General features: G+C 44.9%; 23 protein-coding genes. 7 read left to right on the top strand and 16 right to left on the bottom strand.

Annotated elements, in window-relative coordinates:
• Positions 1-13: 13 nt before the first annotated feature.
• From ACMVP2_RS18370 to ACMVP2_RS18320, 11 genes are all read right to left on the bottom strand, one after another.
• Positions 14-679 (bottom strand): GNAT family N-acetyltransferase, encoded by a 666-nt coding sequence (locus ACMVP2_RS18370; protein ID WP_416864544.1) that lies wholly within the window; start codon positions 677-679, stop codon positions 14-16.
• Between the two features lie 223 nt (positions 680-902).
• Positions 903-1,487 (bottom strand): DUF502 domain-containing protein, encoded by a 585-nt coding sequence (locus tag ACMVP2_RS18365; protein WP_317490334.1) that lies wholly within the window; start codon positions 1,485-1,487, stop codon positions 903-905.
• A 76-nt stretch (positions 1,488-1,563) separates the two neighbouring features.
• On the bottom strand, positions 1,564-2,175 hold the full coding sequence (gene nqrE, locus ACMVP2_RS18360; protein ID WP_152000433.1) for an NADH:ubiquinone reductase (Na(+)-transporting) subunit E: 612 nt from the start codon (positions 2,173-2,175) through the stop codon (positions 1,564-1,566).
• A 4-nt stretch (positions 2,176-2,179) separates the two neighbouring features.
• Positions 2,180-2,842 (bottom strand): NADH:ubiquinone reductase (Na(+)-transporting) subunit D, encoded by a 663-nt coding sequence (locus tag ACMVP2_RS18355; protein WP_339792251.1) that lies wholly within the window; start codon positions 2,840-2,842, stop codon positions 2,180-2,182.
• 36 nt (positions 2,843-2,878) lie between these two features.
• Entirely contained in the window at positions 2,879-3,640 is a 762-nt protein-coding gene (gene nqrC, locus ACMVP2_RS18350; protein WP_416864543.1) for an NADH:ubiquinone reductase (Na(+)-transporting) subunit C, read from the bottom strand.
• Positions 3,627-4,823 (bottom strand): NADH:ubiquinone reductase (Na(+)-transporting) subunit B, encoded by a 1,197-nt coding sequence (locus tag ACMVP2_RS18345; protein ID WP_152000430.1) that lies wholly within the window; start codon positions 4,821-4,823, stop codon positions 3,627-3,629. The genes nqrC and ACMVP2_RS18345 overlap by 14 nt, the downstream gene beginning before the upstream one ends.
• Positions 4,824-4,831: 8 nt before the next feature.
• The gene (locus ACMVP2_RS18340) at positions 4,832-6,190 is read right to left on the bottom strand and encodes a Na(+)-translocating NADH-quinone reductase subunit A (RefSeq protein ID WP_416864542.1); all 1,359 of its coding nucleotides are present in this window, start codon (positions 6,188-6,190) and stop codon (positions 4,832-4,834) included.
• A 136-nt stretch (positions 6,191-6,326) separates the two neighbouring features.
• Positions 6,327-7,226 carry a 4-hydroxy-3-methylbut-2-enyl diphosphate reductase gene (locus tag ACMVP2_RS18335; RefSeq protein ID WP_416864541.1) on the bottom strand — a complete coding sequence of 300 codons (900 nt, stop codon included), beginning with the start codon at positions 7,224-7,226 and terminating at the stop codon, positions 6,327-6,329.
• Between the two features lie 59 nt (positions 7,227-7,285).
• Positions 7,286-7,987 carry a (d)CMP kinase gene (gene cmk, locus ACMVP2_RS18330; protein ID WP_416864540.1) on the bottom strand — a complete coding sequence of 234 codons (702 nt, stop codon included), beginning with the start codon at positions 7,985-7,987 and terminating at the stop codon, positions 7,286-7,288.
• A gap of 276 nt (positions 7,988-8,263) precedes the next feature.
• Positions 8,264-8,752 carry a hypothetical protein gene (locus ACMVP2_RS18325; protein WP_416864539.1) on the bottom strand — a complete coding sequence of 163 codons (489 nt, stop codon included), beginning with the start codon at positions 8,750-8,752 and terminating at the stop codon, positions 8,264-8,266.
• Between the two features lie 103 nt (positions 8,753-8,855).
• Positions 8,856-9,185 (bottom strand): hypothetical protein, encoded by a 330-nt coding sequence (locus tag ACMVP2_RS18320; RefSeq protein WP_416864538.1) that lies wholly within the window; start codon positions 9,183-9,185, stop codon positions 8,856-8,858.
• Positions 9,186-9,504: 319 nt separating this feature from the next.
• Here ACMVP2_RS18320 and ACMVP2_RS18315 point away from each other — a divergent pair, with 319 nt between their 5' ends.
• Positions 9,505-10,059: a DUF4287 domain-containing protein gene (locus ACMVP2_RS18315; protein ID WP_416864537.1), complete on the top strand. Its 555-nt coding sequence runs from the start codon at positions 9,505-9,507 to the stop codon at positions 10,057-10,059.
• Between the two features lie 17 nt (positions 10,060-10,076).
• Here ACMVP2_RS18315 and ACMVP2_RS18310 read toward each other — a convergent pair whose 3' ends face one another.
• Genes ACMVP2_RS18310 through ACMVP2_RS18300 form a run of 3 tightly spaced genes read right to left on the bottom strand, consistent with a single transcriptional unit; the run spans position 10,077 to position 13,285 of the window.
• Positions 10,077-11,303 carry an alanine dehydrogenase gene (locus ACMVP2_RS18310; protein WP_416864536.1) on the bottom strand — a complete coding sequence of 409 codons (1,227 nt, stop codon included), beginning with the start codon at positions 11,301-11,303 and terminating at the stop codon, positions 10,077-10,079.
• Positions 11,296-11,724 carry a tRNA (adenosine(37)-N6)-threonylcarbamoyltransferase complex ATPase subunit type 1 TsaE gene (gene tsaE / locus ACMVP2_RS18305; RefSeq protein WP_416864535.1) on the bottom strand — a complete coding sequence of 143 codons (429 nt, stop codon included), beginning with the start codon at positions 11,722-11,724 and terminating at the stop codon, positions 11,296-11,298. Before tsaE ends, ACMVP2_RS18310 begins: the two co-directional genes overlap by 8 nt.
• Before the next feature lies 1 nt (position 11,725).
• Entirely contained in the window at positions 11,726-13,285 is a 1,560-nt protein-coding gene (locus ACMVP2_RS18300; protein ID WP_151998714.1) for a bifunctional response regulator/alkaline phosphatase family protein, read from the bottom strand.
• 60 nt (positions 13,286-13,345) lie between these two features.
• On the opposite strand from ACMVP2_RS18300, the gene ACMVP2_RS18295 reads away from it, so the two are divergent.
• The 6 genes from ACMVP2_RS18295 (at position 13,346) to ACMVP2_RS18270 (ending at position 19,047) form a co-directional block, all read left to right on the top strand.
• A complete protein-coding gene (locus ACMVP2_RS18295) occupies positions 13,346-14,575 on the top strand; it encodes an HD domain-containing protein (protein ID WP_416864534.1) in 1,230 nt (409 codons plus the stop codon).
• 25 nt (positions 14,576-14,600) lie between these two features.
• Positions 14,601-15,659, top strand: a complete 1,059-nt coding sequence (gene lpxD, locus ACMVP2_RS18290) for a UDP-3-O-(3-hydroxymyristoyl)glucosamine N-acyltransferase (protein WP_416864533.1) — start codon at positions 14,601-14,603, stop codon at positions 15,657-15,659.
• Complete coding sequence (locus ACMVP2_RS18285) at positions 15,649-17,043, top strand: bifunctional UDP-3-O-[3-hydroxymyristoyl] N-acetylglucosamine deacetylase/3-hydroxyacyl-ACP dehydratase (RefSeq protein WP_151998717.1); 1,395 nt, start codon at positions 15,649-15,651, stop codon at positions 17,041-17,043. Before lpxD ends, ACMVP2_RS18285 begins: the two co-directional genes overlap by 11 nt.
• A complete protein-coding gene (gene lpxA / locus ACMVP2_RS18280; protein WP_416864532.1) occupies positions 17,040-17,819 on the top strand; it encodes an acyl-ACP--UDP-N-acetylglucosamine O-acyltransferase in 780 nt (259 codons plus the stop codon). The genes ACMVP2_RS18285 and lpxA overlap by 4 nt, the downstream gene beginning before the upstream one ends.
• Positions 17,809-18,438, top strand: coding sequence for an ABC transporter ATP-binding protein (locus ACMVP2_RS18275; RefSeq protein WP_416864531.1), 630 nt, complete (start codon positions 17,809-17,811; stop codon positions 18,436-18,438). Before lpxA ends, ACMVP2_RS18275 begins: the two co-directional genes overlap by 11 nt.
• A gap of 105 nt (positions 18,439-18,543) precedes the next feature.
• Positions 18,544-19,047: a hypothetical protein gene (locus ACMVP2_RS18270; RefSeq protein WP_416864530.1), complete on the top strand. Its 504-nt coding sequence runs from the start codon at positions 18,544-18,546 to the stop codon at positions 19,045-19,047.
• A gap of 48 nt (positions 19,048-19,095) precedes the next feature.
• Here ACMVP2_RS18270 and ACMVP2_RS18265 read toward each other — a convergent pair whose 3' ends face one another.
• Together ACMVP2_RS18265 and ACMVP2_RS18260 are read right to left on the bottom strand one after the other, a co-directional pair.
• On the bottom strand, positions 19,096-21,492 hold the full coding sequence (locus ACMVP2_RS18265; RefSeq protein ID WP_416864529.1) for an endonuclease MutS2: 2,397 nt from the start codon (positions 21,490-21,492) through the stop codon (positions 19,096-19,098).
• On the bottom strand, positions 21,489-21,866 hold the full coding sequence (locus ACMVP2_RS18260) for a DUF4296 domain-containing protein (protein WP_416864528.1): 378 nt from the start codon (positions 21,864-21,866) through the stop codon (positions 21,489-21,491). The genes ACMVP2_RS18265 and ACMVP2_RS18260 overlap by 4 nt, the downstream gene beginning before the upstream one ends.
• Positions 21,867-21,879 lie beyond the last annotated feature (13 nt).

The raw sequence follows: 21,879 nt of genomic DNA, 5'->3' as shown, positions 1-21,879 counted from the left end.
ACCCGATGATTTTCTAAGCTCTCTGCAAGCTTACCTGCTCAGCAGCTTTCTTGGCCGTGAATTTAAGAAAAGCTGCCCGCTTGAGCCTCACAAGACGCTCATAAACCTTTGATTTCTTAATGAAATTCCACCTTTTCTCCGACTGTTCTTTTGGGTCGAAAAGCATAGCGGTGCAAATACAGTTGGTTCTGTTCTTACTCATCAGAATGCTGTAATTCACGCAACTTGCGCAGCCCTTCCAAAAGTCCTCGTCTTCAGTAAGCTCTGAATAAACTACGGGTTCGTAGCCAAGATCGGAGTTGATTTTCATCACCGGCAAGCTGGTGGTTAAGCCAAAAAGCTTCGCATTCGGGAACATTTTACGTGAATGATCGAACGCCTTTTCTTTGATTCTCTTGGCGAGGCCCTCCTTGCGGAAATCCGGGTGAACGATCAGGCCGGAGTTGGCAGCAAACTTGCCATGGCTCCAGGTTTCGATGTAGCAAAAGCCGGCCCAGTCTCCACCTTTAGTAAAGGCCACAATTGCTTTATTTTCCAGCATCTTTTTAGCGATATACTCGGGAGAACGTTTGGCGATGCCGGTACCTCTCTTTAGAGCGCTTTCCTCTATCTGCTGGCAGATTGTTTCAACAAACGGAACGTCGGCAGCTGTCGCTACCCTGACAGAAAATTGTGTCATTGTACAAAAACCCTACGGTTAATAGTTTTGAGAAAAAAGAAAAAACAGACTGGGGAGAAAAGGATACCACGTAGGTACCACTGGGGTATAGCAAGGCCTATGGCCTCGGAGTACTTGGCCTAAAATTGTTTACTGAGGGACAATATGTAAGTATTGTAAACAACTGTTTGGTAATTATGGGCACAAATGTATGTCGCTCAACGAATCAATACAAGCAATTGTTTCATTTTTTGGTGGTATCCCGAAATTTCTTCTTGTATTTCCCGAAAGAGTCAGTCATTCCTCCTGAAACCAGGAAAGTCATGATCTCCATCGCAGGAATATCTAACGGTGTGATATTCGCCCTGTCCACAATATACAAGTCGCCAGCAATGCTGTAAGATATGGGAAAATAAACAGCCACCTTCCCTGGTAAGTTGATTGCTTTGAGATCCTCATTAGTTATAAAACCAATTCTTTGAAGTATGCCGTGCGCATCCATATTGACCACTACAGCTTTATCAAACTTCCTCTTATCGCCTACAAAAGCCGTCATCAGGTCATTAAACGACGAATAAATCATATTGACCAGCGGCAGCCTTTTCAGAATCTTTTCAAAATACTCAAAAAAGGGTTTGGTGATAAAATAGGTAGCCAGGTAACCGATCATGAGCGTGCCTGCCAGTATCGCCAGGATACCGAGGCCTGGAATGTCGATTGGAATCAACCCATCAAGCCATCGCACCACCCCCACACTCACATAAACAGTAAGAGCCAGTGGCACCACAAACACCAATCCCTTTAAGAAATAACTTACTACTCTACTCATATACAATAAAAAAGGCTTTGCAATTTAGTGCAAAGCCTTCTTTGATATCGAAGTTTTGTTATTGTTTTTGCGGCAATCAAATAGCGATTCCAATAAAGGACTTAAATGCAATCCCCATCAATCCGGTAATCAACATCGTAAGACCAAGACCTTTGAGGCCATCTGGCACATGAGAGTACTTGAGCTTTTCTCTTACTGCGGCCAGTGCCACAATGGCAAGCATCCACCCTACTCCGGATCCCAAACCGTAGGCTGTTGCTTCCACAATCGTATAGTCTCTCTGGATCATGAAAAGAGAAGCTCCAAGAATGGCGCAGTTTACAGCGATCAGGGGAAGAAATATACCCAGGGAGCCATAAAGCGCAGGAGAAGCTTTTTCAATGATCATTTCCACCAGCTGCACAATGGCTGCAATGATGGCAATAAACATGATAAAGGTAAGGAAGCTTAGGTCTATCGTTTCAAAACTAGCCCCAAGCCAGCTAAGTGCCCCTTCGTTCAGTATGAAAGTCTGCATTACCCAGTTGATCGGCACGGTAATACCCAAAACGAAAATTACTGCAGCACCCAAACCAATTGCCGTGCTCACTTTTTTGGAAACGGCCAGGAATGAACACATGCCAAGAAAATAGGCAAATATCATGTTGTCGATAAATGCACTCTTAATGAATATGTTTAATGCTTCCATGTTCTTAGTGTTCTACGTAACCGTTTTTAGTTCTTTGTACCCAAATGATCAAGCCAAGTATCATGAATGCTCCGATTGGGTCAACCATCAATCCGTTGGTTGGAAAGTCCAGTCCCATGGCGGCAAATACTTTGAAGTCAAATATAGAAGCCGATCCAAAAAGCTCTCTGAAGAAAGCTACCGCCAGGATGATCCACGAGTAACCAAGACCACTACCCAAACCGTCAAGTATTGAATCATAGGGTTTATTAGCCAGCGCAAAGGCCTCAAGGCGCCCCATCACAATGCAGTTGGTGATGATCAAACCTACGTAAGCTCCCAACACCTTATACATATCGAAAGCATAGGCTTTTAGCACCTCACTTACCAATGTCACAAGCGTTGCCACTACTGCTAGTTGCACAATGATACGCACCCTGTTGGGGATAAGGGTACGCATAAGCGAAATAAGAAGATTAGAAAAAACAATTACCAGTGTAACGGCAATCGCCATCACAAGGGTAGGCTGCATTTTCACCGTTACTGCCAATGCCGAGCAAATACCCAACACCTGAACAGTAACCGGGTTATCGTCGTTCAGCGGGTCGGTAACAAACTTCTTCCGCCTTTTCGAGAATAAAGGTTCCGCTTCTTTAACTACTGGTTTTTCTAGCGTTTCAGTGCTCATCGCAAACTGATTTTAGTGTTTATTAATCTCTTCTAATCAAAAAGCCATTGCAGATTGCCCGCTAGCTGACTTTTGCTTTTTAATAAATGCAGTGTAAGACGAAAGGTAATTTTCGAGCATTGCATTCACTCCTTTTCCTGTGAGTGTTGCACCCGACATTCCATCTACATGGTGGGCATCCTGTGGCTTGCCACTTTCTCCCTTCACCATAGTAACAGATACCAAATCACCATTTTCAAAAATTTCCTTTCCAACGTAGCGTCCCTGAATCTCCGGCGTAGTAATTCTGGCGCCAAGGCCTGGTGTTTCCGACTTATGGTCAAATGCTACTCCTTTGATTGTATTCAGATCGCCATCCAGAGCCATATAACCCGAAATCCAGTCCCAAAGACCGCTGCCAAACATAGGGAAAACGTAAGCAGCCACTTTTGATGGATCGTTTTCATCAAGAAACATGAAGACAGGGTAGTTTCTCACTTCCTTGTCCACTTTGTGGTTCTTCTGAATATCGATCTTTTCAGCGATCAAAGGATTGCCTTTAGCGTCCTTCTCAACCGGATTACCGTTGATATCTACAACCACAGACCTAAATCGCTTGTCATATAGTGCCAATACTTCCTCTCCTGTCTTGAGGTTAGAAATATCCATCACCGCACCCAGGATTTTCTTCTTGGTATCAAGCTCAATCTGCTTGGTTTGGGCTGGCTTAAGGCCAACCGAGGCAAGTGACAAAGCTCCACCAAGTATGATGGTCATCACTCCCGAAAATAAAAGAACATAAGCGTTAGACTGTCGCACGTTGTAGCCTCCGTTTTTTGTTTGCTTGTACTACGTAATAATCGATAAGTGGCGCAAATACATTCATAAGAAGTATCGCCAACATGATTCCCTCCGGATATGCCGGGTTAAACACACGGATCAACACTGTTAATAATCCTATCAGGAATCCATAAATCCATTTGCCAGTTTCAGTTTGAGAAGCTGTAACAGGATCGGTAGCCATGAATACGGCACCAAAAGCCAGGCCTCCAATTACCCAGTGGTACTGTGCCGGCATCAACATAAACTCATTGAGACCAACGAGATTGAAGATAAGGCCCATTGAGTAAGCACCAGCAAAAACCGCCACAATTATCTTCCAACTACCTACTCCGGTTAAAACCAAGATGGCTGCACCGATCAGGCACATCAAAGTAGACGTTTCACCTATTGAGCCTGGCATTATACCCAGGAACATATTCCAGAAATCATAAATACCTGCTGACCATGAATCGTTGAGTAAATCCACAACCGGGGTAGCCCCAGGGTTGCCCACAGTGCTGGCAGCAATTGCCAAAGGTGTGGCACCCGAGTAGGCTGCTACTGGCGCAGCATCACCAAGATATGTCCAAACCTCGCCGCTAATAGCAGTTGGATAGGCGAAGTAAAGGAACGCCCTGGCCACAAGCGCCACGTTAAGTATGTTCATCCCTGTGCCTCCAAAGGCTTCTTTTCCTATAACTACCGCAAACACAGTAGCCAATGCTACCTGCCAAAGAGGAATGGTGGCTGGCATCACAAGCGGTATCAGCAAGCCCGTCACAAGGAACCCTTCACTTACGGGGTGCTGCCTGATCACGCAGAAAACAAATTCAACACCGAGGCCTACTGCGTAAGAAACAATGATGATAGGAACCACTTTCAATGCTCCAATCAATATTTTATCTATTAGTTCAGCCTCAACCCCTGTTGCCAGAAAATGCTGATGACCAACATTCCACATGCCAAACAGCAAACACGGAATCATAGCGATGATAACAGTAAACATCATTCGCTTCAGGTCTACAGCATCTTTTACCTGGGAACCTTTCTTTCCGGTGGTAAGGTCTGGGGCAAACACAATAGTTCTGTGGCCTTCATAAAGCGTATGATACTTTTCATACTTCCCACCCTTCTCTACAAAAGGTTTTAGTTTATCGAAGAAATCTTGTAAGAACTTCATAAATACGATTAGCTATATTGAATTAAGTCAAGTCCTTGTCTTAGTATTTTCTGGATATCGTTTTTCGAAACATCGACGAATTCGCAAAGTGCCAAGTCTTCTTCGATAACCTCGTAAATACCCAAAGCTTCCATGTCATCATAGTCCTCAGCCAAAATAGCTTTCATGAGGTAAGTGACATAAATATCCATTGGGAGCACCTTTTCGAGGTTGCCAGACTGAACGAATGAGCGTTGCTCACCGTGGGTATTTGTGTCGAGCACAAACTCTCTTTTGGTATTGGCAAAAAGCCCAAATGCTCTTTGAAAGCTCAGCTTATTGAAAGTTGGTAGTATCCAACCCAAAAACTCTTCCTTATCTCCTTCCGGGATAACAGTTACCTGGTTGGCAAAGAATCCTAAGAAGCCGTCTTTTCCAACTGCTTCGCCTGAAAGCACATTCCCTGAAATCACCCTAACGTGATCCGATTTAAGATTGCCTTCTAAGAACCTGCCCACATTGGCTCCGGAGTATGTGCTGTAGTACTGCGGATTGCTCACCTCAGAACCACAAACTGCTATCACTTTAGAGGCATCATATATTCCCTCAAGAAATAGCTTCCCTATCTGAATCACCCCATAAGGCGAAACAGTCCAAACAAGATCTCCTTTATTAATTGGATCAAGGTGGTGGATTTGAACACCTACATTGCCAGCAGGGTTCGGCCCGGAAAACTTATTGACTTCGGCACCTTTCACATGCGCAAACATGGGAAGCACTTCAGCGTCAGCATTGGTGTTAACATGTACAACGCCTGGTGTGAATTTCTTAAGAACATCTATACCAGCCTGAAAGAATTGGTCCTGCCCCTTAAATAAGATACCATAGTTAGGAGAAAGGGGGTTGGTATCAAATGCTGAAATAAATATCGCCTTCGGTGTGGCAGTTGGGTCGGCTATACTTCCGAAGGGGCGCTGAATAATATTTGGCCATACACCACTCTTAGTCAGGAGCTCTGTAGCTGTTTCCTTTGTAAGAGAGCTCATTTCGGACACCGTGAACTTGGTAAACTGCTCGTGTGTTATTTTCTTGTCCGCAAGGATCTTGATCTCAAGAAGCTTTCTTTTCTCACCCCGCTTAATTTCAACTACCTCCCCGCTAACAGGCGAAGTGTACATTATGTTTTCCTGAAGCCTGTCGAAAAACAGGGGTGTACCAGCCTTCACACTGGCTCCTTCTTCGACCAGTAGTTTGGGGCGAGTAATTCTCTGAAAGTCGGTTGGTTTGACTGCGAAAGTCTCAGGTTGTTGAATTTCACCAATTTTTTCCTCGGCCTTGCCTGCGAGATTGATATTAAACCCTTTTTTGAGCTTTACGAATTTAGACATTTTCAATAGGTAAAATAGACCGAAATCCTTTAAAACGTGGCAAAATTAATAAAATTTAACTCAACTAAAAGGTAAGTGAAATTATTCGTTCGAAGGTTTTTTACCACCCTCATTTTCACTTACATAAACAGCACATTTAAGCAATTGTTGGTTCACTAGGACTTTTTTCCCTAATGAATTCTGCTACCCTCTCCATTAACCACATGGGAGTGGACGTAGCCCCACAAATACCTATATTTTCAGCGTCGGCAAGCCAGTTCAAGTCCAGCTCCTCTTCGCTCTCAATGAAATAACTTCTTGGATTGATGGAAAGGCATACTTCGTACAAGGCCCGTCCATTTGAACTCTTTTTCCCGGCAACAAACAACACCACATCCTGGTCTTCCGAAAACCTCCTCATTTGAGGCTCTCTGTTCGACACCTGACGACAAATGCTGTCGTTGGCATCGAAATCCTGAATTCGCAATTCACCTTTATTCTCACGAATTCGCTCTTCAATGAGGGCTTTGATATGATAAAAACCCTTTGTTGACTTTGTAGTTTGGCTAAAGAGCGTAATTGGCCTAGAGTAGTCGAGCTTATCCAAATCCTGGTCAGTCATAACAATAACAGCCTCTTCTCTGGTTTGCCCGGCAAGCCCAATTACCTCGGCATGTCCCTCCTTGCCATAAATAACTATTTGACCCTCCACTTTTTTCATGTTGTCGTAGGCGTGCTTCACTCTATTCTGGAGTTTTAGCACTACGGGGCAAGAAGCGTCTATTAGTTCAATATTGTTTTCAAGAGCCAATTGATACGTTTCCGGCGGCTCGCCGTGTGCTCTAATCAGCACCCTTGTATTGTGGAGGTTTTTCAGGTCGTCCCGGCTGATAATCCGGAGACCTTTCTCGTAAAGGCGCCTGACTTCCATGTCGTTGTGAACGATGTCGCCCAGGCAATATAACTGGCCATTGTCTTCCATTTCATCCTCTGCCATTTTGATGGCAAATTCAACTCCGAAACAATACCCAGAATTTTTGTCGATAGTAATGTTCATAACGCTTTTTCCTGCCCTACTTGCTTCGTTGATCGATTTCAAAATTTTGAAACAAGCTTTTAGTTCTTGTTTCGATCAACTTCGGAAATTAATTTGCTCGTGGCCAGGTTGGTAATGAGCTCTATTTGTTCCTCAAAGGTAATATGTGTGGTGTCAATTTCAATAGCATTTGCTGCCTTCTTTAAGGGACTCTCTTTTCTGGAGGTGTCTATTTCGTCTCGGGAGCGCAGGTTTTCAATCACTTCTTCCAACTCAACGAGCTGGCCTTTGCCCAATAACTCCTTCTGACGCCTCTCAGCACGCACATACAGGTCCGCTGTCATAAATATTTTAAGGTCGGCATCAGGAAATACCACAGTACCAATATCTCTTCCATCCATCACCACCCCTTTGCTCTTACCCATTTTTCTTTGCTGAGCTACCAAAGCATGCCTTACCTCCTTGATGGCACTTACATCGCTTACCTTTTGTGATACGTCCATCCCCCGGATTTCCTTTTCCACGTTCAACCCATTCAAATACACTTCATTTACCTTCTTGGCAGCATTGTAATGAAATGTTATATCAATTTGTTCAAGCGCCTTGGAAACCGCCCTGGGGTCAGTAAGCGAAACATGGTTGTCAATAAAATACAAGGTAACCGATCTGTACATGGCACCCGTGTCTATGTAGATGTAACCCAAAAGGCCGGCTACAGCCCGTGCTGTGGTGCTTTTTCCACAACCCGAGTAACCATCGATAGCTATAACTATTTTTCGCATCAAATATCAGTTATTGAATATTAGCAGTCCTTGAGCGGGCAAGGTATAGGTTTTCCTTTTTTAATTGTGCGGGCTTTCTGCGTTTTAAACTGGGAAGCCCTGCAACCTTCAAAAAGAACTGCTGATGCAAAAATCAATAATATAGCCGCAAGTCCTGGTATTGAGCGGGGGAAATTTTTCATAATTTAAAGGTAATCATAGACGAGCTAACGATGAAAACCTAACTGGAAATACACCCTTTCGAAAAGTCCGAAAGGGTGTACGTTAACCTATCACTCAATTGACTTGCACTTGCTTGTCGAGACCTTGCTCCACTCTTTTGGCCCACCCTTTGGCTACTTCATAGTAGTGAAAGGCCTCGTCCATTCCGTCCTTATGGCTGTCATACAGTGGGATGTGAATATCCTCTTCACCTTTGTGGAACTTATGCTTGAACACCAGGCCGATCTTTTCTATGTGGGCATGACCGGACGTAATTATCACTTCCTTTTCCATCCGGCAGCTAAGAATCCGGTTGAGGTCAATCACCAGCGACTGCACTTTGGAGCTGGCATACCTGCTAAAAAGGAGTTTTTTGTGGGGAGTATCCATCACCAGAAACTTTCCAGGCAGGTCCTCGAAATCTGTGATATCCAGCTCGTTTTCCTGACTAATCTTTTTTAAATAATCAGGCGGGGTTCTTTTTGAACTAAGCTTTTTCTTTATGTAGAAAAGTACGATTGGGAGCAAAATGGCCAAAGCGACCAATATTTCTATTGTCTTCATTGCAATAACTTTTTGAGAATGATCAGATGTAAAAAAAAACTACCTCCTGGCACCAATAGTGCAGGGCGGGATCAAACCGGGGAGCCGGTATCAAAAAGCTACTTTAAAAAAACTGATGGTAGAGTGAAAATACCTTTAAGGCATTTGTAGGAGGGATATTTCCTTGATCTTCGAGCGACTCTGATTCGCCAACTCTTACAAAGCTTCCAACGAGACCAACTGCGTGAGAGAGGTGATTTTTGGATCTGATATCATCTTCAACTTCTTCTCCAGCGAGTACATTTTGCAGATCGAAAGAGTGGAGAATTTGGCTTTTAAGATGGGCAGTATCGTCAGCTTTGGAACCTCCGTGCTGGGGCAACGAAAAACCACTGATGGACAACAGCCCCCAGAAGCAAAGTGTAACAACAAATAGTGTCCTTGTCAACTTCATTGTCGAATTGTATACTCTAACGAAGATCAACGGCATTCTGTTGTAAATACCAAAGAATATTTCGTCAAGCCCCAAGATACCTAATTTAATACAGCACAAATAGAGCGACCTCGGAAAATTATAAGAATCACCTAAAAGATTGACAAACGGCTATCTTCTATGGCTTAAGGTCAGCCCGGTTACCTGCTATTATTGACTTTGGATACACCAGGCTACCAAATATTAGGTTTGAGGCGGCATTTTTGCGGCTTCGGTTGTTGGGTTTACCATCTTTTATTCAGCCTTCTTATATTCGAAGTGTATCAAACCGGAAAGATCAATGGATCAGGCAGCGCAAACTATGATCGACAACCTGGAGAAAAACTCCGGAAAGTCGCTGGATGAATGGATAGCAATTGTGAAAAGCACGAGCCTTTCGAAGCACGGCGAAATAATCAAGCTCTTGAAGGAAACGCACGGCCTCACACACGGCTATGCCAATTTGGTGGCTCACAAGGCGAAAGGATCCGATGCAGGTTCAGCAGCCAACCTTGCCGACCTGGTTACAGAACAATATAAAAGCAAAGAGGCTTTAAAGCCCATTTACGATCAGCTGCTGGCTGAAATAAAGAAATTTGGCACCGACGTGGAAGTAGCGCCGAAAAAGGCCTATGTGAGCCTGCGACGCAAAAAGCAGTTTGCTATGCTCACACCCGCTACCAAAACCCGCTTCGAAATTGGGGTCAACTTAAAAGGAGACGAATCAAGTGGTGCCTTGGAAAAAATCACAGCGGCCAATTCGATGTGTTCGCACAAAATCAAACTTGAGTCTGCCGGAGAAATCTCCCCTGAAACTATAGGATGGTTGAAAGAAGCATATGAGCAGGCAGGGTGAGTTCTGGTAGCAAACTGTCAGAACCTCGCCGCCATTAACAAATTCAAATCTTTGTATTTAAGATTGAACTTGCGGGCAAGATGAGGGTTCGTGAGGCTTCCTTTGAAAGTGTATACGCCTTTCATGAACCACTTGTGAGTAAATATCATATCGCCAACGCCCCCCACTTCGGCTATTTGCATCAGCACCGGAGTGAATATGTTGCTGAGCGCTGTTGAAGCTGTTCTGGCTACTCTGGAAGCGATATTCGGCACGCAATAGTGAATAACACCGTGCTTTCTGAAAACCGGATCGTTGTGAGTTGTCAATTCGGCTGTTTCTATGCAGCCACCCTGATCAATAGTGACATCAATGATGATGGAATCTTGTTTCATTTCCATCACCATTTCTTCTGTCACCACGCATTTGTTTCTCCCCTTTTCTACCCTCATAGCCCCAATGACCACATCGGCATTTTTCAGGGCTGTCAGCAAAGTGGCATGATCGAGGGTGGACGTGTACACCTGCTGGCCAAGGGCGTGCTTTACACGGCGTAATTTGTAAATATGGTTGTCGAAAATTTGAATATCCGCTCCAAGACCGAGTGCAGCTCTTGCAGCATGCTCTGCTACTGTTCCCGACCCCAGTATGACTACCTGCGTAGGTGGCACGCCAGTAATACCGCCAACAACTACACCCTGGCCCCCATTCACATTACTAAGGTACTCCGCTGCTATGAGCATAACTGTGCTGCCTGCAATTTCACTCATAGCTCTTACCAGTGGCAGCCCACCTACCTTGTCTTCAATTAGCTCGTAGGCAAGTGCAGTTACCTTCTTTTCATTGAGTGCATTGATGAAGTGAGCCGATTGACGCCCCGTTTGAATAGCAGAAAACAGTGTTTGGCCACTTTTCATGTAGCTAATCTCCTCCGACATGGGTGGCTCTACTTTGAGTATGATATCTGCAGAATAGACTTCTTTGGCAGAATAGACAATCTTTGCGCCAGCCTCGCTGTAGTCTTTATCAAGGAATTTGGCCGCTTTTCCTGCGCCAGTCTCTACCCAAACCTCATGACCTCCGGCCACTAAAACAGCTACTGAAGAGGGCTTCAGCGCCACTCTATTCTCCTGAAGTGACCTCTCACGGGGAATGCCAATAAAAAGAGACTTATCACCCTCTCTTACCTTCAGAAGTGATTCCTGCGGATACAGGGATTGTTCTTTCGCTAGTTCCTCCACTTCCTTTCGGTACTTGTCAGCCATATCTCTCGAGCAAAATCTTCCGTTGGTTTCCTGACACTAAGATAAGGGTAATTTTGAGGTATTCTTCGGGCAGCAACGAGGGAATTTTAGAAGGCCACTCGATGAAACAATAATTTCCTGAGTAAAAATACTCATCTACACCGATATCAACCGCCTCCACCTCAGACTTGATCCGGTAAAAGTCAAAATGATAAATAGTCTCCCCTTCAGTAGTTTCGTACTCATTTACAATCGAAAACGTGGGGCTACTCACATTGTCAACCACTTCCAGTTGCTCGCAAAGCTCCTTAATCAGCGTGGTTTTGCCAGCACCCAGCTCACCCTCAAAAACCCACACCTTGCTTTCGCCTGCCAGTCCAATGATTTGACTCGCAATTTCCGGAAGCCGGCCAATATCCTCACAAAACAATTCTGTAGTCAACTCAGCCTCCCTTGGGTGTCAGGTAGATAATAGGAATGATCATTTCTTCGAGGGAAACACCGCCATGCTGGAAGGTGTCCTTATAAAAATTGACATAATAATTGTAGTTGTTGGGATAGGCGAAGAAATAATCCTCCACAGCAAAAACGTAGGACGTAGAAACATTCACCTTTGGCAGGAACATCTCTTCAGGCTTTTTGGCGACAAACACATCCTGCCCGTCATACCCAAGATTCTTGCCTTGTTTGTAGCGCAAATTGGTATTGGTGTTTTTATCGCCAACAATCTTGAAAGGCCTTTTCACCCTGACCGTGCCGTGGTCGGTTGTAATAATTGTCCTGCACTTCTTTTCAGATATCTTTTTCAGCGCATCCAAAAGTGGCGAGTGTTCGAACCACGATTTGGTAATAGAGCGATAGGCTGCCTCATCAGGAGCCAGTTCCCGGATCATTTCCAGATCAGTGCGGGCGTGCGATAGCATGTCCACAAAATTATAGACGATCACATTAAGGTCGTTATTCATCAGGTTGTTGAAATTATCCAACAAATGCTTGCCCTGATTTACATGGATGATCTTGTGATATGATGACTTGATATTCAACCTGTTGCGCTGAATTTGCCGCTTCAGAAAATCTTCTTCATGGTTGTTTTTGCCGTCGTCGGTATCCTCTCCCACCCAAAGATCGGGATGATGTTTTTCCATTTCACTCGGCAGCATACCAGAAAATATCGCATTGCGGGCATAGGCTGTCGTTGTGGGAAGGATAGAAAAATAGGTTTCCTTCTCCTTAATATTAAAGTATTGAGAAATGACAGGCTCTAATATTTCCCATTGGTCATACCTAAGGTTGTCTATCACTATAAAAAACAACGGGTCATTTTCTTTCAGCTGAGGAAATACCTTTTTCTTCATTAGCTGATGTGAAAGCATTGGTTTTTTGGACTCTGGATCGTTAAGCCAGTCCTTATAATAGTCGGCTATGAACTTAGTGAAGTTTTTGCTCGCTTCTGCTTTTTGCATTTCGAGCACCTCAGCCATGCTTTTATCTTCTGTATTTTCTATTTCCAGCTCCCAATACACCAGCTTCTTATACACCTCCACCCACTCTTCATAATCCATGTGCTCACTGAAAGCCATACTTATGTTCCGAAAGTCCTGCTGATAACTTTGGTTAGTATGCTCGCTCACCAGCCTGCGGTTGTCGAGGATTTTCTTGACAGACAGAAGGATCTGATTCGGATTAAGTGGTTTGATAAGATAGTCAGCGATTTTTGCCCCTATCGCTCCCTCCATGATCTCCTCCTCTTCACTCTTGGTAATCATCACCACAGGAAGACTTGGATGGGTCGATTTAATATAGCTCAACGTTTCCAGCCCCGTCATTCCAGGCATGTTTTCATCGAGGAAGACAATATCAAAATCATTATGATCGCATTGATCCAACGCATCTGCACCACTAATCACCGGTGTGACTTTGTATCCCTTGCTTTCAAGAAATAAGATGTGAGGTTTAAGCAGGTCTATTTCGTCATCGGCCCAAAGAATGGAATATTTTTGCATAGTGGCTTTACTTTAAGAAGCTGAGTGATCAATTTACACCCAAAATTCAGTACAACTAGTTTGAACAAAAAGAAAATAATAAACGATCCGGTATACGGTTTTATCACCCTACAAAGCGATCTGATTTTTGATATTATCCAACACCCTTACTTTCAGCGGTTAAGAAGAATCAAACAGCTCGGGTTGAGCGACTTTGTTTACCCGGGAGCACTCCACACCAGGTTTCATCATGCGCTGGGGGCCATGCATTTAATGACAATTACCCTCGACAACCTGAGGAGCAAAGGTCACGAAATTTCTCCGGAAGAATACGAAGCGGCGCTGATTGCCATTTTACTTCATGATATTGGCCACGGTCCATTTTCACATACGTTGGAATTCAGCTTAATGAATGGCATTGGTCATGAGCATATATCTGTTCTCCTTATCAGTAAGCTTAACGAGTATTTCGAGGGAAAGCTTACTCTTGCCTTCGAAATTTTCAAAAATAAATATCATCGTACCTTTTTTAACCAACTGGTTTCAAGCCAACTTGACATAGATCGGCTCGACTACCTGAAAAGAGACAGCTTTTTCACAGGCGTTTCCGAAGGCACTATTGGTGCGGACCGCATCATCAAGATGCTTGACATCCGGGACGGACAGTTGGTAGTGGAAGAAAAAGGAATTTACAGTATCGAAAATTTTCTGAGTGCCCGGCGGCTCATGTACTGGCAGGTGTACCTTCATAAAACCTCTGTGGCTTCGGAGAAAATGATGATTCAGCTCATTAAACGAGCTAAGTGGCTGGTGCAAAACGGCACATCTATCAAAGCCACACCAGCCTTCAGCATTTTTCTTGAAAGAAATATTTCACTAAAGGATCTTCAGGATGACCCCGAGCTACTTGATGTTTTTGCATCGCTCGACGACTACGACATTTGGGGCTCCGTGAAATTCTGGACCAGTTACGACGACAAGGTGCTTAGCATGCTTTCCACTATGCTGCTGCAACGCAAGCTATTCCAGATTGTGATGTCAAATGATAAAATTGAGGAGTCGGTAGCGGAAGGGCTGAAGACGAAAATTCAATCTCAACTGGGTGTAAGCGAGGACGAAGCCAACTATTTTATCGGCAAGGGAAGCATCAGCAACAAAGCGTATATTGCCGAAGGGCAGACCATCAATATTTTAACCAAAGCAGGGCAAATTGTCGATGTTGCCACTGCGTCAGACCTCCCAAACATCAAGGCCATGAGCAAAATCGTAACTAAACACTATCTATGCTGGCCCAAAATTGTATCTTTGTAACACAGAAATTTGAGGCCCATTTCGCATGGAATTTACCCTGGCACAAATCGCTCACATTCTTAATGGCGAGCTAAAAGGCAACGGTCAAGTAAAAGTAAACAGAGTAGGCAAAATTGAAGAGGGTGGCGAAGGGGCAATTACCTTTTTGTCTAATCCTAAATATGAGCCTTTTATCTACAAGACCACAGCATCGGCTGTGATCGTGAGCAAAGGCTTTCAACCAAAAGGCGAAATTTCGGCCGGTCTAATCCTTGTCGACGATCCATATTTAAGTTTTACAGCACTACTGGAAGAGTACCATAAATTGGTCAGCTTTCAAAAATCGGGGGTTGAGCAACCGTGCTTTTTCGCTGATACAGCCACCGAGGGAAAAAACACCTACAGAGGGGCCTTCTCTTATGTCGGAAAAAACGTCAGGCTTGGTGATAATGTAAAAGTCTATCCAAATACCTACATAGGTGACGATGTAACCATTGGCAACAACACCATACTATACGCAGGCGTAAAAATCTACTCCAGAACGAAAATTGGGAATTACTGTACCGTCCATTCTGGTGCTGTCATTGGTAGCGATGGGTTTGGATTTGCTCCTCAAGCCGATGGTAGCTACAAAACAATTCCACAAGTGGGGAATGTGGTGCTGGAAGACCACGTAAGCATTGGTGCCAACACCACCATTGACTGCGCCACTTTTGATTCAACGATCATCAGGGAGGGTGTGAAGCTCGATAACCTTGTTCAAATCGGGCATAATGTGGAAATAGGGAAACACACCGTCATTGCCTCTCAAACTGGCATTTCCGGGTCTTCGAAAGTTGGCGAATACAGCATGATTGGCGGGCAGGTAGGGCTTGCAGGCCATATTCAACTTGGGGCCAGGACTAAAATCGCCGCACAATCGGGCATCAACAAGTCTATCAAGGAAGAAGGAAAAATCCTTTTTGGGAGCCCGGCATTTGATCATTTGCAGTACATGAAGTCCGCTATGCTTTTCAAAAGACTTCCTGAACTAAACCAGAAGATCAGAGAACTTGAAGAAAAAATTATAAATTTGACGTCGCTAAAGACAGACGATGAACATTAGGCAGCAAACCGTAAAAGAGAAAGTAACCGTTTCAGGCGTAGGCTTACACACAGGCGTCCATACCACAATGACGTTCGTGCCAGCTCCACCCAACCACGGCATAAAGTTTCAAAGGGTAGACCTTGAAGATCAACCAACTATCGATGCCGATGCTGACTTAGTTGTCGATGTTTCCCGTGGCACTACCCTGGAACAAAACGGCGCCAGGGTGAGCACAACCGAGCATGCTTTAGCTGCTTTGGTGGGCCTGGAGATAGACAACGTGTTGATTCAGCTTGACGGCCCCGAAGTGCCGATTATGGACGGAAGTGCGTTGCTGTTTGTAGAAGCGATTCAAAGAGTTGGAGTTGAAGAACAAAATGCTCAACGAAACTTTTTCGAGGTGCCGGAAAGCATCTTCTACAGAGACAAAACCAATGAAATAGAGATTGCTGCCCTCCCGCTCGACGATTACAGGGTGACTGTGATGGTCGACTACAACTCGCCTGTTCTGGGAAGCCAGCATGCTACATTGACGAATGTTGGCGAATTTGCCACTGAGATTGCTTCATGCCGCACGTTCTGCTTTTTGCATGAACTTGAAACGCTGCATAAAAACAACCTCATCAAAGGTGGCGACCTTAGCAATGCGATTGTGGTAGTAGACAGGGTAGTTGAAGAACACGAACTCGATAGCCTTGCAAAGCTTCTTGGCAAGCCCAAGGTACAGGTGAAAAAAGAAGGCATTCTCAACAACGTTGACCTGAGATATAAAAACGAGCCCGCCAGACACAAACTGCTGGATGTAATGGGAGACCTTGCTCTTGTCGGCCGTCCCATTAAGGCCCAGATTTTGGCTGCCAGACCAGGTCACGCTGCCAATGTAGCTTTTGCAAAGAAGCTCAAGAAAGTAATGCAGAGCTCTACCAACGACGGCGTGCCTTACTACGACCCAAAAATACCTCCTGTATTAGACATCAATAAGATTACTAACATACTTCCGCATCGGTATCCCTTCCTTTTGATCGACAAAATATTTCATTTGGATGAGAAGTGGGTAGCAGGCGTGAAAAATGTAACCTACAACGAGCCCTTCTTCCAGGGTCATTTTCCTGGCAATCCGGTAATGCCCGGGGTGCTTCAGGTAGAGGCAATGGCACAAATAGGTGGTATATTGGTACTGAACACCGTGCCAGACCCCGAAAACTACTGGACTTACTTCCTGGGAATTGAGGGATTCAGGTTCAGAAAAATGGTGCTCCCCGGTGACACGCTGGTAATTCGTTGCGAACTTTTGGCACCTATCAAAAGAGGAATTGCCAAAATGAGAGGCGAAGCCTATGTTGGCTCCAACCTGGTTTGTGAAGGTGCAATGACCGCCAGCATAGTTAGAAAAGACGTATGATCCACCCGCTAGCATATGTTCATCCTGAAGCCAAAGTGGGGCCCAATGTAACCATTGAGCCCTTCGCTGTGATCCATCACAATGTGGAGATTGGCGAAGGTACCTGGATTGGCTCGCATGCGGTAATTTACGAGGGTGCCCGCATCGGCAAAAACGTAAAAATATTCAACGGCGCCTCTATTTCTACAGTTCCGCAAGATCTTAAATTCAAAGGAGAGTCAACGGAGACTTTTATAGGTGACGGCACGTCCATACGTGAATTTGTCACCATTAGCCGTGGCACGAGCGACAGACTAAAGACTGTGGTGGGCAGCGACTGCCTGATCATGGCCTATGCCCACGTGGCCCACGATTGCACTATCGGCAATAACTGTATTCTTGGCAACTCAGTGCAAATAGCCGGACATGTGGTGATTGATGACTGGGCCATTATTAGTGGAACCACAGCCGTTCACCAGTTTTCCAGAATCGGCTCCCACGTAATGGTTTCGGGTGGTTCACTTGTAAGAAAGGACATCCCTCCATTTACCACTGCAGGCAGAGAGCCTTTAAGCTTTTGCGGCATTAACTCCGTGGGTCTTCGCAGAAGAGGGTTCAGTAACGAAAAAATCAACGAAATACAGGACATCTATCGCTACATTTATTTCAGAGGTCTCAATCACTCCAAAGCCATTGAACTGATTCTTGCCGAAACTCCTCATTCCAATGAAAGGGATCAGATTGTTGATTTTATCAGGTCGTCAGAAAGAGGGATAATGAAGGGTTTTGCCGTTTGACATGGAGATTGTGCTCGAAAATGCCGGCAAACGCTATTTGCGTGAGTGGATTTTCAAGAATTTGAACTATGCTTTTAAAAAAGGCTCCTCCTACGCCATTACAGGAAGAAATGGAAGTGGAAAGTCCACACTTGCAGCCGTTCTGAGCGGACAGTTAATCCCTTCTGAAGGAACGATAAAACACTATATTGACGGTAAAGTACTCGATGAGCACCTGGTTTACAGGCATATGTCGCTGGCTGCACCCTATCTGGAGCTCATTGAGGAGTTCACGCTAACCGAAATGGTCAACTTCCATTTCAGCCTTAAAAGATTGGAAATTGGCAAGTCGAAAGAGGACGTCCTACCCTTTGCATGGCTGGAAGACTCGGCGCAAAAACAAGTGAAGCATCTTTCGTCAGGCATGAAACAGCGGTTCAAGCTAGCTCTCAGTTTTTTGAGTGCCACACCGCTTCTTATCCTCGATGAGCCCACAAGTAATTTGGACACCAATGGAATAAATTGGTATTTGGAACGTTTGAATTCTGTGCTACAGGATCGGTTGGTGGTGATTTGTTCCAACCAGTCCTATGAATATGAAATGTGTAGAAACACCATTTCAATTGAAGAATTCAAGTGAAACATTGGATTATTCCTATTTTAATTTTTTAAACCGTAATTAGGTATAATTTTCAATTTCTGCTATTTTTGAAAAAGGTTAATTTTTAGTTATAACTAAATCCACATGAACAAACTATCTAATCTATTCACAGCAACAACAATTTTCGCATTGATTATTTTTATCAGTTGCGGAGGCAAGGACGACCCGGGAACAACAGAGCCGGATCCCGTAGCCGAGCGTCTCGCATTGCTCCTCAACGGAGGAACAGAATGGGCAGTAGCGGCCGGAGCGGTCAAGCAGGATGGTATAGCAGCCACCGAGTGGGACAACTTCGGATTGAAATTTACCGGTTCTGGCAGTAGTGGAAGCTACACAGCTACTGGTAGACCAGCAGCCTCAGAAGTACCCAATGTTGACGTAGTTTGGCCAGCAAGCGGTACCTGGTCATTTGGTGACGGCGCAACGGCCGGAGAGAAAGACATTAGCAAAATCGTGAGAAGCGATGGTGTTACTATGGCTGCTTCGGTAACATCTACCAAGCTTAGTCTGACATTCACTATCGAAGATACTGGTGCAGGCCGTATGCAAGGTGTAGCCGGTACCTGGGTGTTTGAATTCCCTAACTAATATCGATCTCAGATACAACTAATTCAAAGGCCCTGAACGGGCCTTTTTTTATTGTCTGAAGCTGATAACTGTCACTCCACTGCCACCCCTCTCCACATGTTCATCGGCCATCCGCTCAATGAACTTATTACCGCTCAGGTAGCGCCTGATCACCTCTCTGAGAATACCGTCGCCTTTGCCATGCACGATCCTCACCTCGTGCATGCTGAAAAGCACTGAGCTATCTATAAAATCATCCACCAATTGAATGGCTTCGTCGGCTCTCTTTCCTCTGAGGTCAAGATTGGGAGAAAAGTCAGCCCTTCTTTGGTTCATATCGATCCCCTTAAAGACGCCACCTACGCTCTCCCGCTTCAAGCTCTTTTTCCCCTGGGATGATTTTACTTTTTCGAGACGGTTGAGCGCAATGTGAGATTTTAGTTCTCCCATGAGCACTTCAGCCTTCTTTCCCCGAATGGAAACCACTTCACCAGCCGACTCCTGCCCGGCCATCCTGACCTTGTCTCCTACTTTTATCTCGCCGGTCACAGTTGTCCATACAGGCTTTTTCTCCTCCACTTCCTCAGTGAGCGAAACCTGTATATCTGTGAGCTTTTGGCGCACTTCTTTTGTCTTTTCCTTTTCGGCCTTGTTTTCTTTTATCTCCCTGATAGTATTTTCTACCGCTTTATTGGCGTCAAGCACAATGCGCTTTGCTTCCTGCTTGGCCTCCTTAATGATTTTGCTCTTTTCTGCATCCAAATGAGCTTTCAAGTCCTGGTAGTCCTTGAGTATTTTTTCAAGCTCAGTGTTCTTTCGATTAACACTTTCATACCTGGTTTGAAAGTCGTTCTTGGCGGCTTCCAGCTCGTTGATGAGTGTTTCAAATTTAACCTGCGAATGCCCAACAAGACTTTTTGCCCTTTCAATCACCGCATTTGATAGCCCAATATTTGCAGCCATTTCCAATGCGAAAGAGCTGCCGGGTCGCCCTACTTCCAGCTCATACAAAGGCTTCAACTGATTGACATCGTATCTCATGGCTCCGTTGATGATGCCGGCATTCTTTTCAGCCATACTCTTCAGGTTGCCATAATGCGTGGTAATCACCCCAAAGGATTGCTTCTTGTACAATTGCTCCAGTACACCCTCCGCAATAGCTCCACCAAACTGCGGCTCGGTGCCAGCGCCAAACTCATCAATAAGAAACAAAGTTTTCCCGCCTGCATTTTCCAGAAAGAACCGCATGGATGTAAGGTGAGAGCTGTAGGTACTTAGGTCGTTTTCCAGCGACTGTTCATCGCCCATATCGATGAATATCTTGTTGAAGACACCCATGACAGAGTCGTCTCTAACTGGCACCAAGAGGCCGCACTGCAGCATGTATTGCAGTAAGACGACGGTTTTCAGACACACCGACTTACCGCCGGCATTTGGCCCCGAAATAATCAGGATGCGCTTTTCTGCATCAAGCTCAATATCCAGAGGAACTATTGGCTTTTGGGCCTTTTTGTGCAAAAGATAAAGAAGAGGATGCACCGCCTTGTGCCAAACAATGACTGGCTTTTCGTCTATGACAGGCAGCAAGCCATTGATTTCGATAGCTAACAAAGCCTTCGCTCGTATGAAGTCTATCGCCCCAAGAAAATGGTAAGCTTTTTCCAGCGCAGGAATATGAGGCCTTAATTGATCAGTGAAGTTTCTAAGAATTCGGATGATTTCCCTTCTTTCCTCCAGCTCCAGCTCCCTGATACGGTTGTTGATTTCCAGGGCTTCGGCAGGCTCCATAAATACAGTTTGCCCTGTTGCCGACTCATCATGAATAAATCCTTTCAGTTTGCGCTTGTGCTCTGCCAGCACCGGAATAACCAAACGTCCGCCCCTTACAGCAATGGAACCGTCGTCAGGTGACCACCCCTGTTTTTGTGCGTCTTTGCTTATGTGATCCATCACCCGCCTCAGCGATGAATGCTCGCTGACCATAGAAGCCCTTATTTGCATGAGTTCTTTGGAGGCGTTGGCTCTAAGCTTTCCTGTGTCATCAATAATAGCCTCAAACCATTTGATAATGTCGGCAGGAAGATCTACCATGTCTGATAACCCATGCAGTGTCGGGCACTCTTCGGCATGTTTTGACAACACGGACTGAAGTTGAATAATGGTGCTGAGCGACCGTTTGAGGTCGTAGGCTTCTTCTTCCTCCAGGTAAGTACCGCTAACCTTCATTTTAGCCAGCTGTTCCGCCGGATCAATGTAGTTAGCGTCGGGCAGTCTGTTACCTGCCGCAAATAACCGTCTAAGCTCCTCAGTTTGAATCAGAAGCCTTTTCAGGTACTTCAAGTCGTCTGAAGGCTTCATCTTCTCCACATGCCTTGTGCCGAGGCCGCTAAGGCATTTGGCGGCCACCATTTCACGGATTTTGTCGAAGCCCGTTTTGGCCTCGAAAGTATCAGGAAAAACCCTCATAGCGACTCTCCTGACTCTTCAGGTTCCTTTCGAGTACCCATGTTTCTCCTTAGCGAAAGACTATCCACCACAGCTGCATAAATTTTATCCAGCATTTCAACGTGTTCAAGGTAGTATTCAAAGCTATGTGTATAAACCGAATCTGACACGTTGTGCTTATCAAACAAAAGTTGCTGCTGCTGCTTGTAAAGAGCCGTAGAGGAGTCGTAGGTTAGCTTTAGCGAGGCTACCTCCGTTTCCAGCTGATGTATATCGGTAAGAATGCTGATCATTCGCTGAGGCTCAACGATACCAGCAGGAATTTCTTCTTTGTTGCTACATCCAAAGAGAGATATCAAGAAAAGGCCACCAAGGCTCCAAAAAACATTTTTCACCGACAAAATTTAG

Source organism: Imperialibacter sp., from assembly GCF_048007035.1.
GTDB lineage: Bacteria > Bacteroidota > Bacteroidia > Cytophagales > Cyclobacteriaceae > Imperialibacter.
The sequence above is the reverse complement of the archived record's forward strand: the minus strand, read 5'-3'. Positions and strand labels throughout refer to the sequence as shown.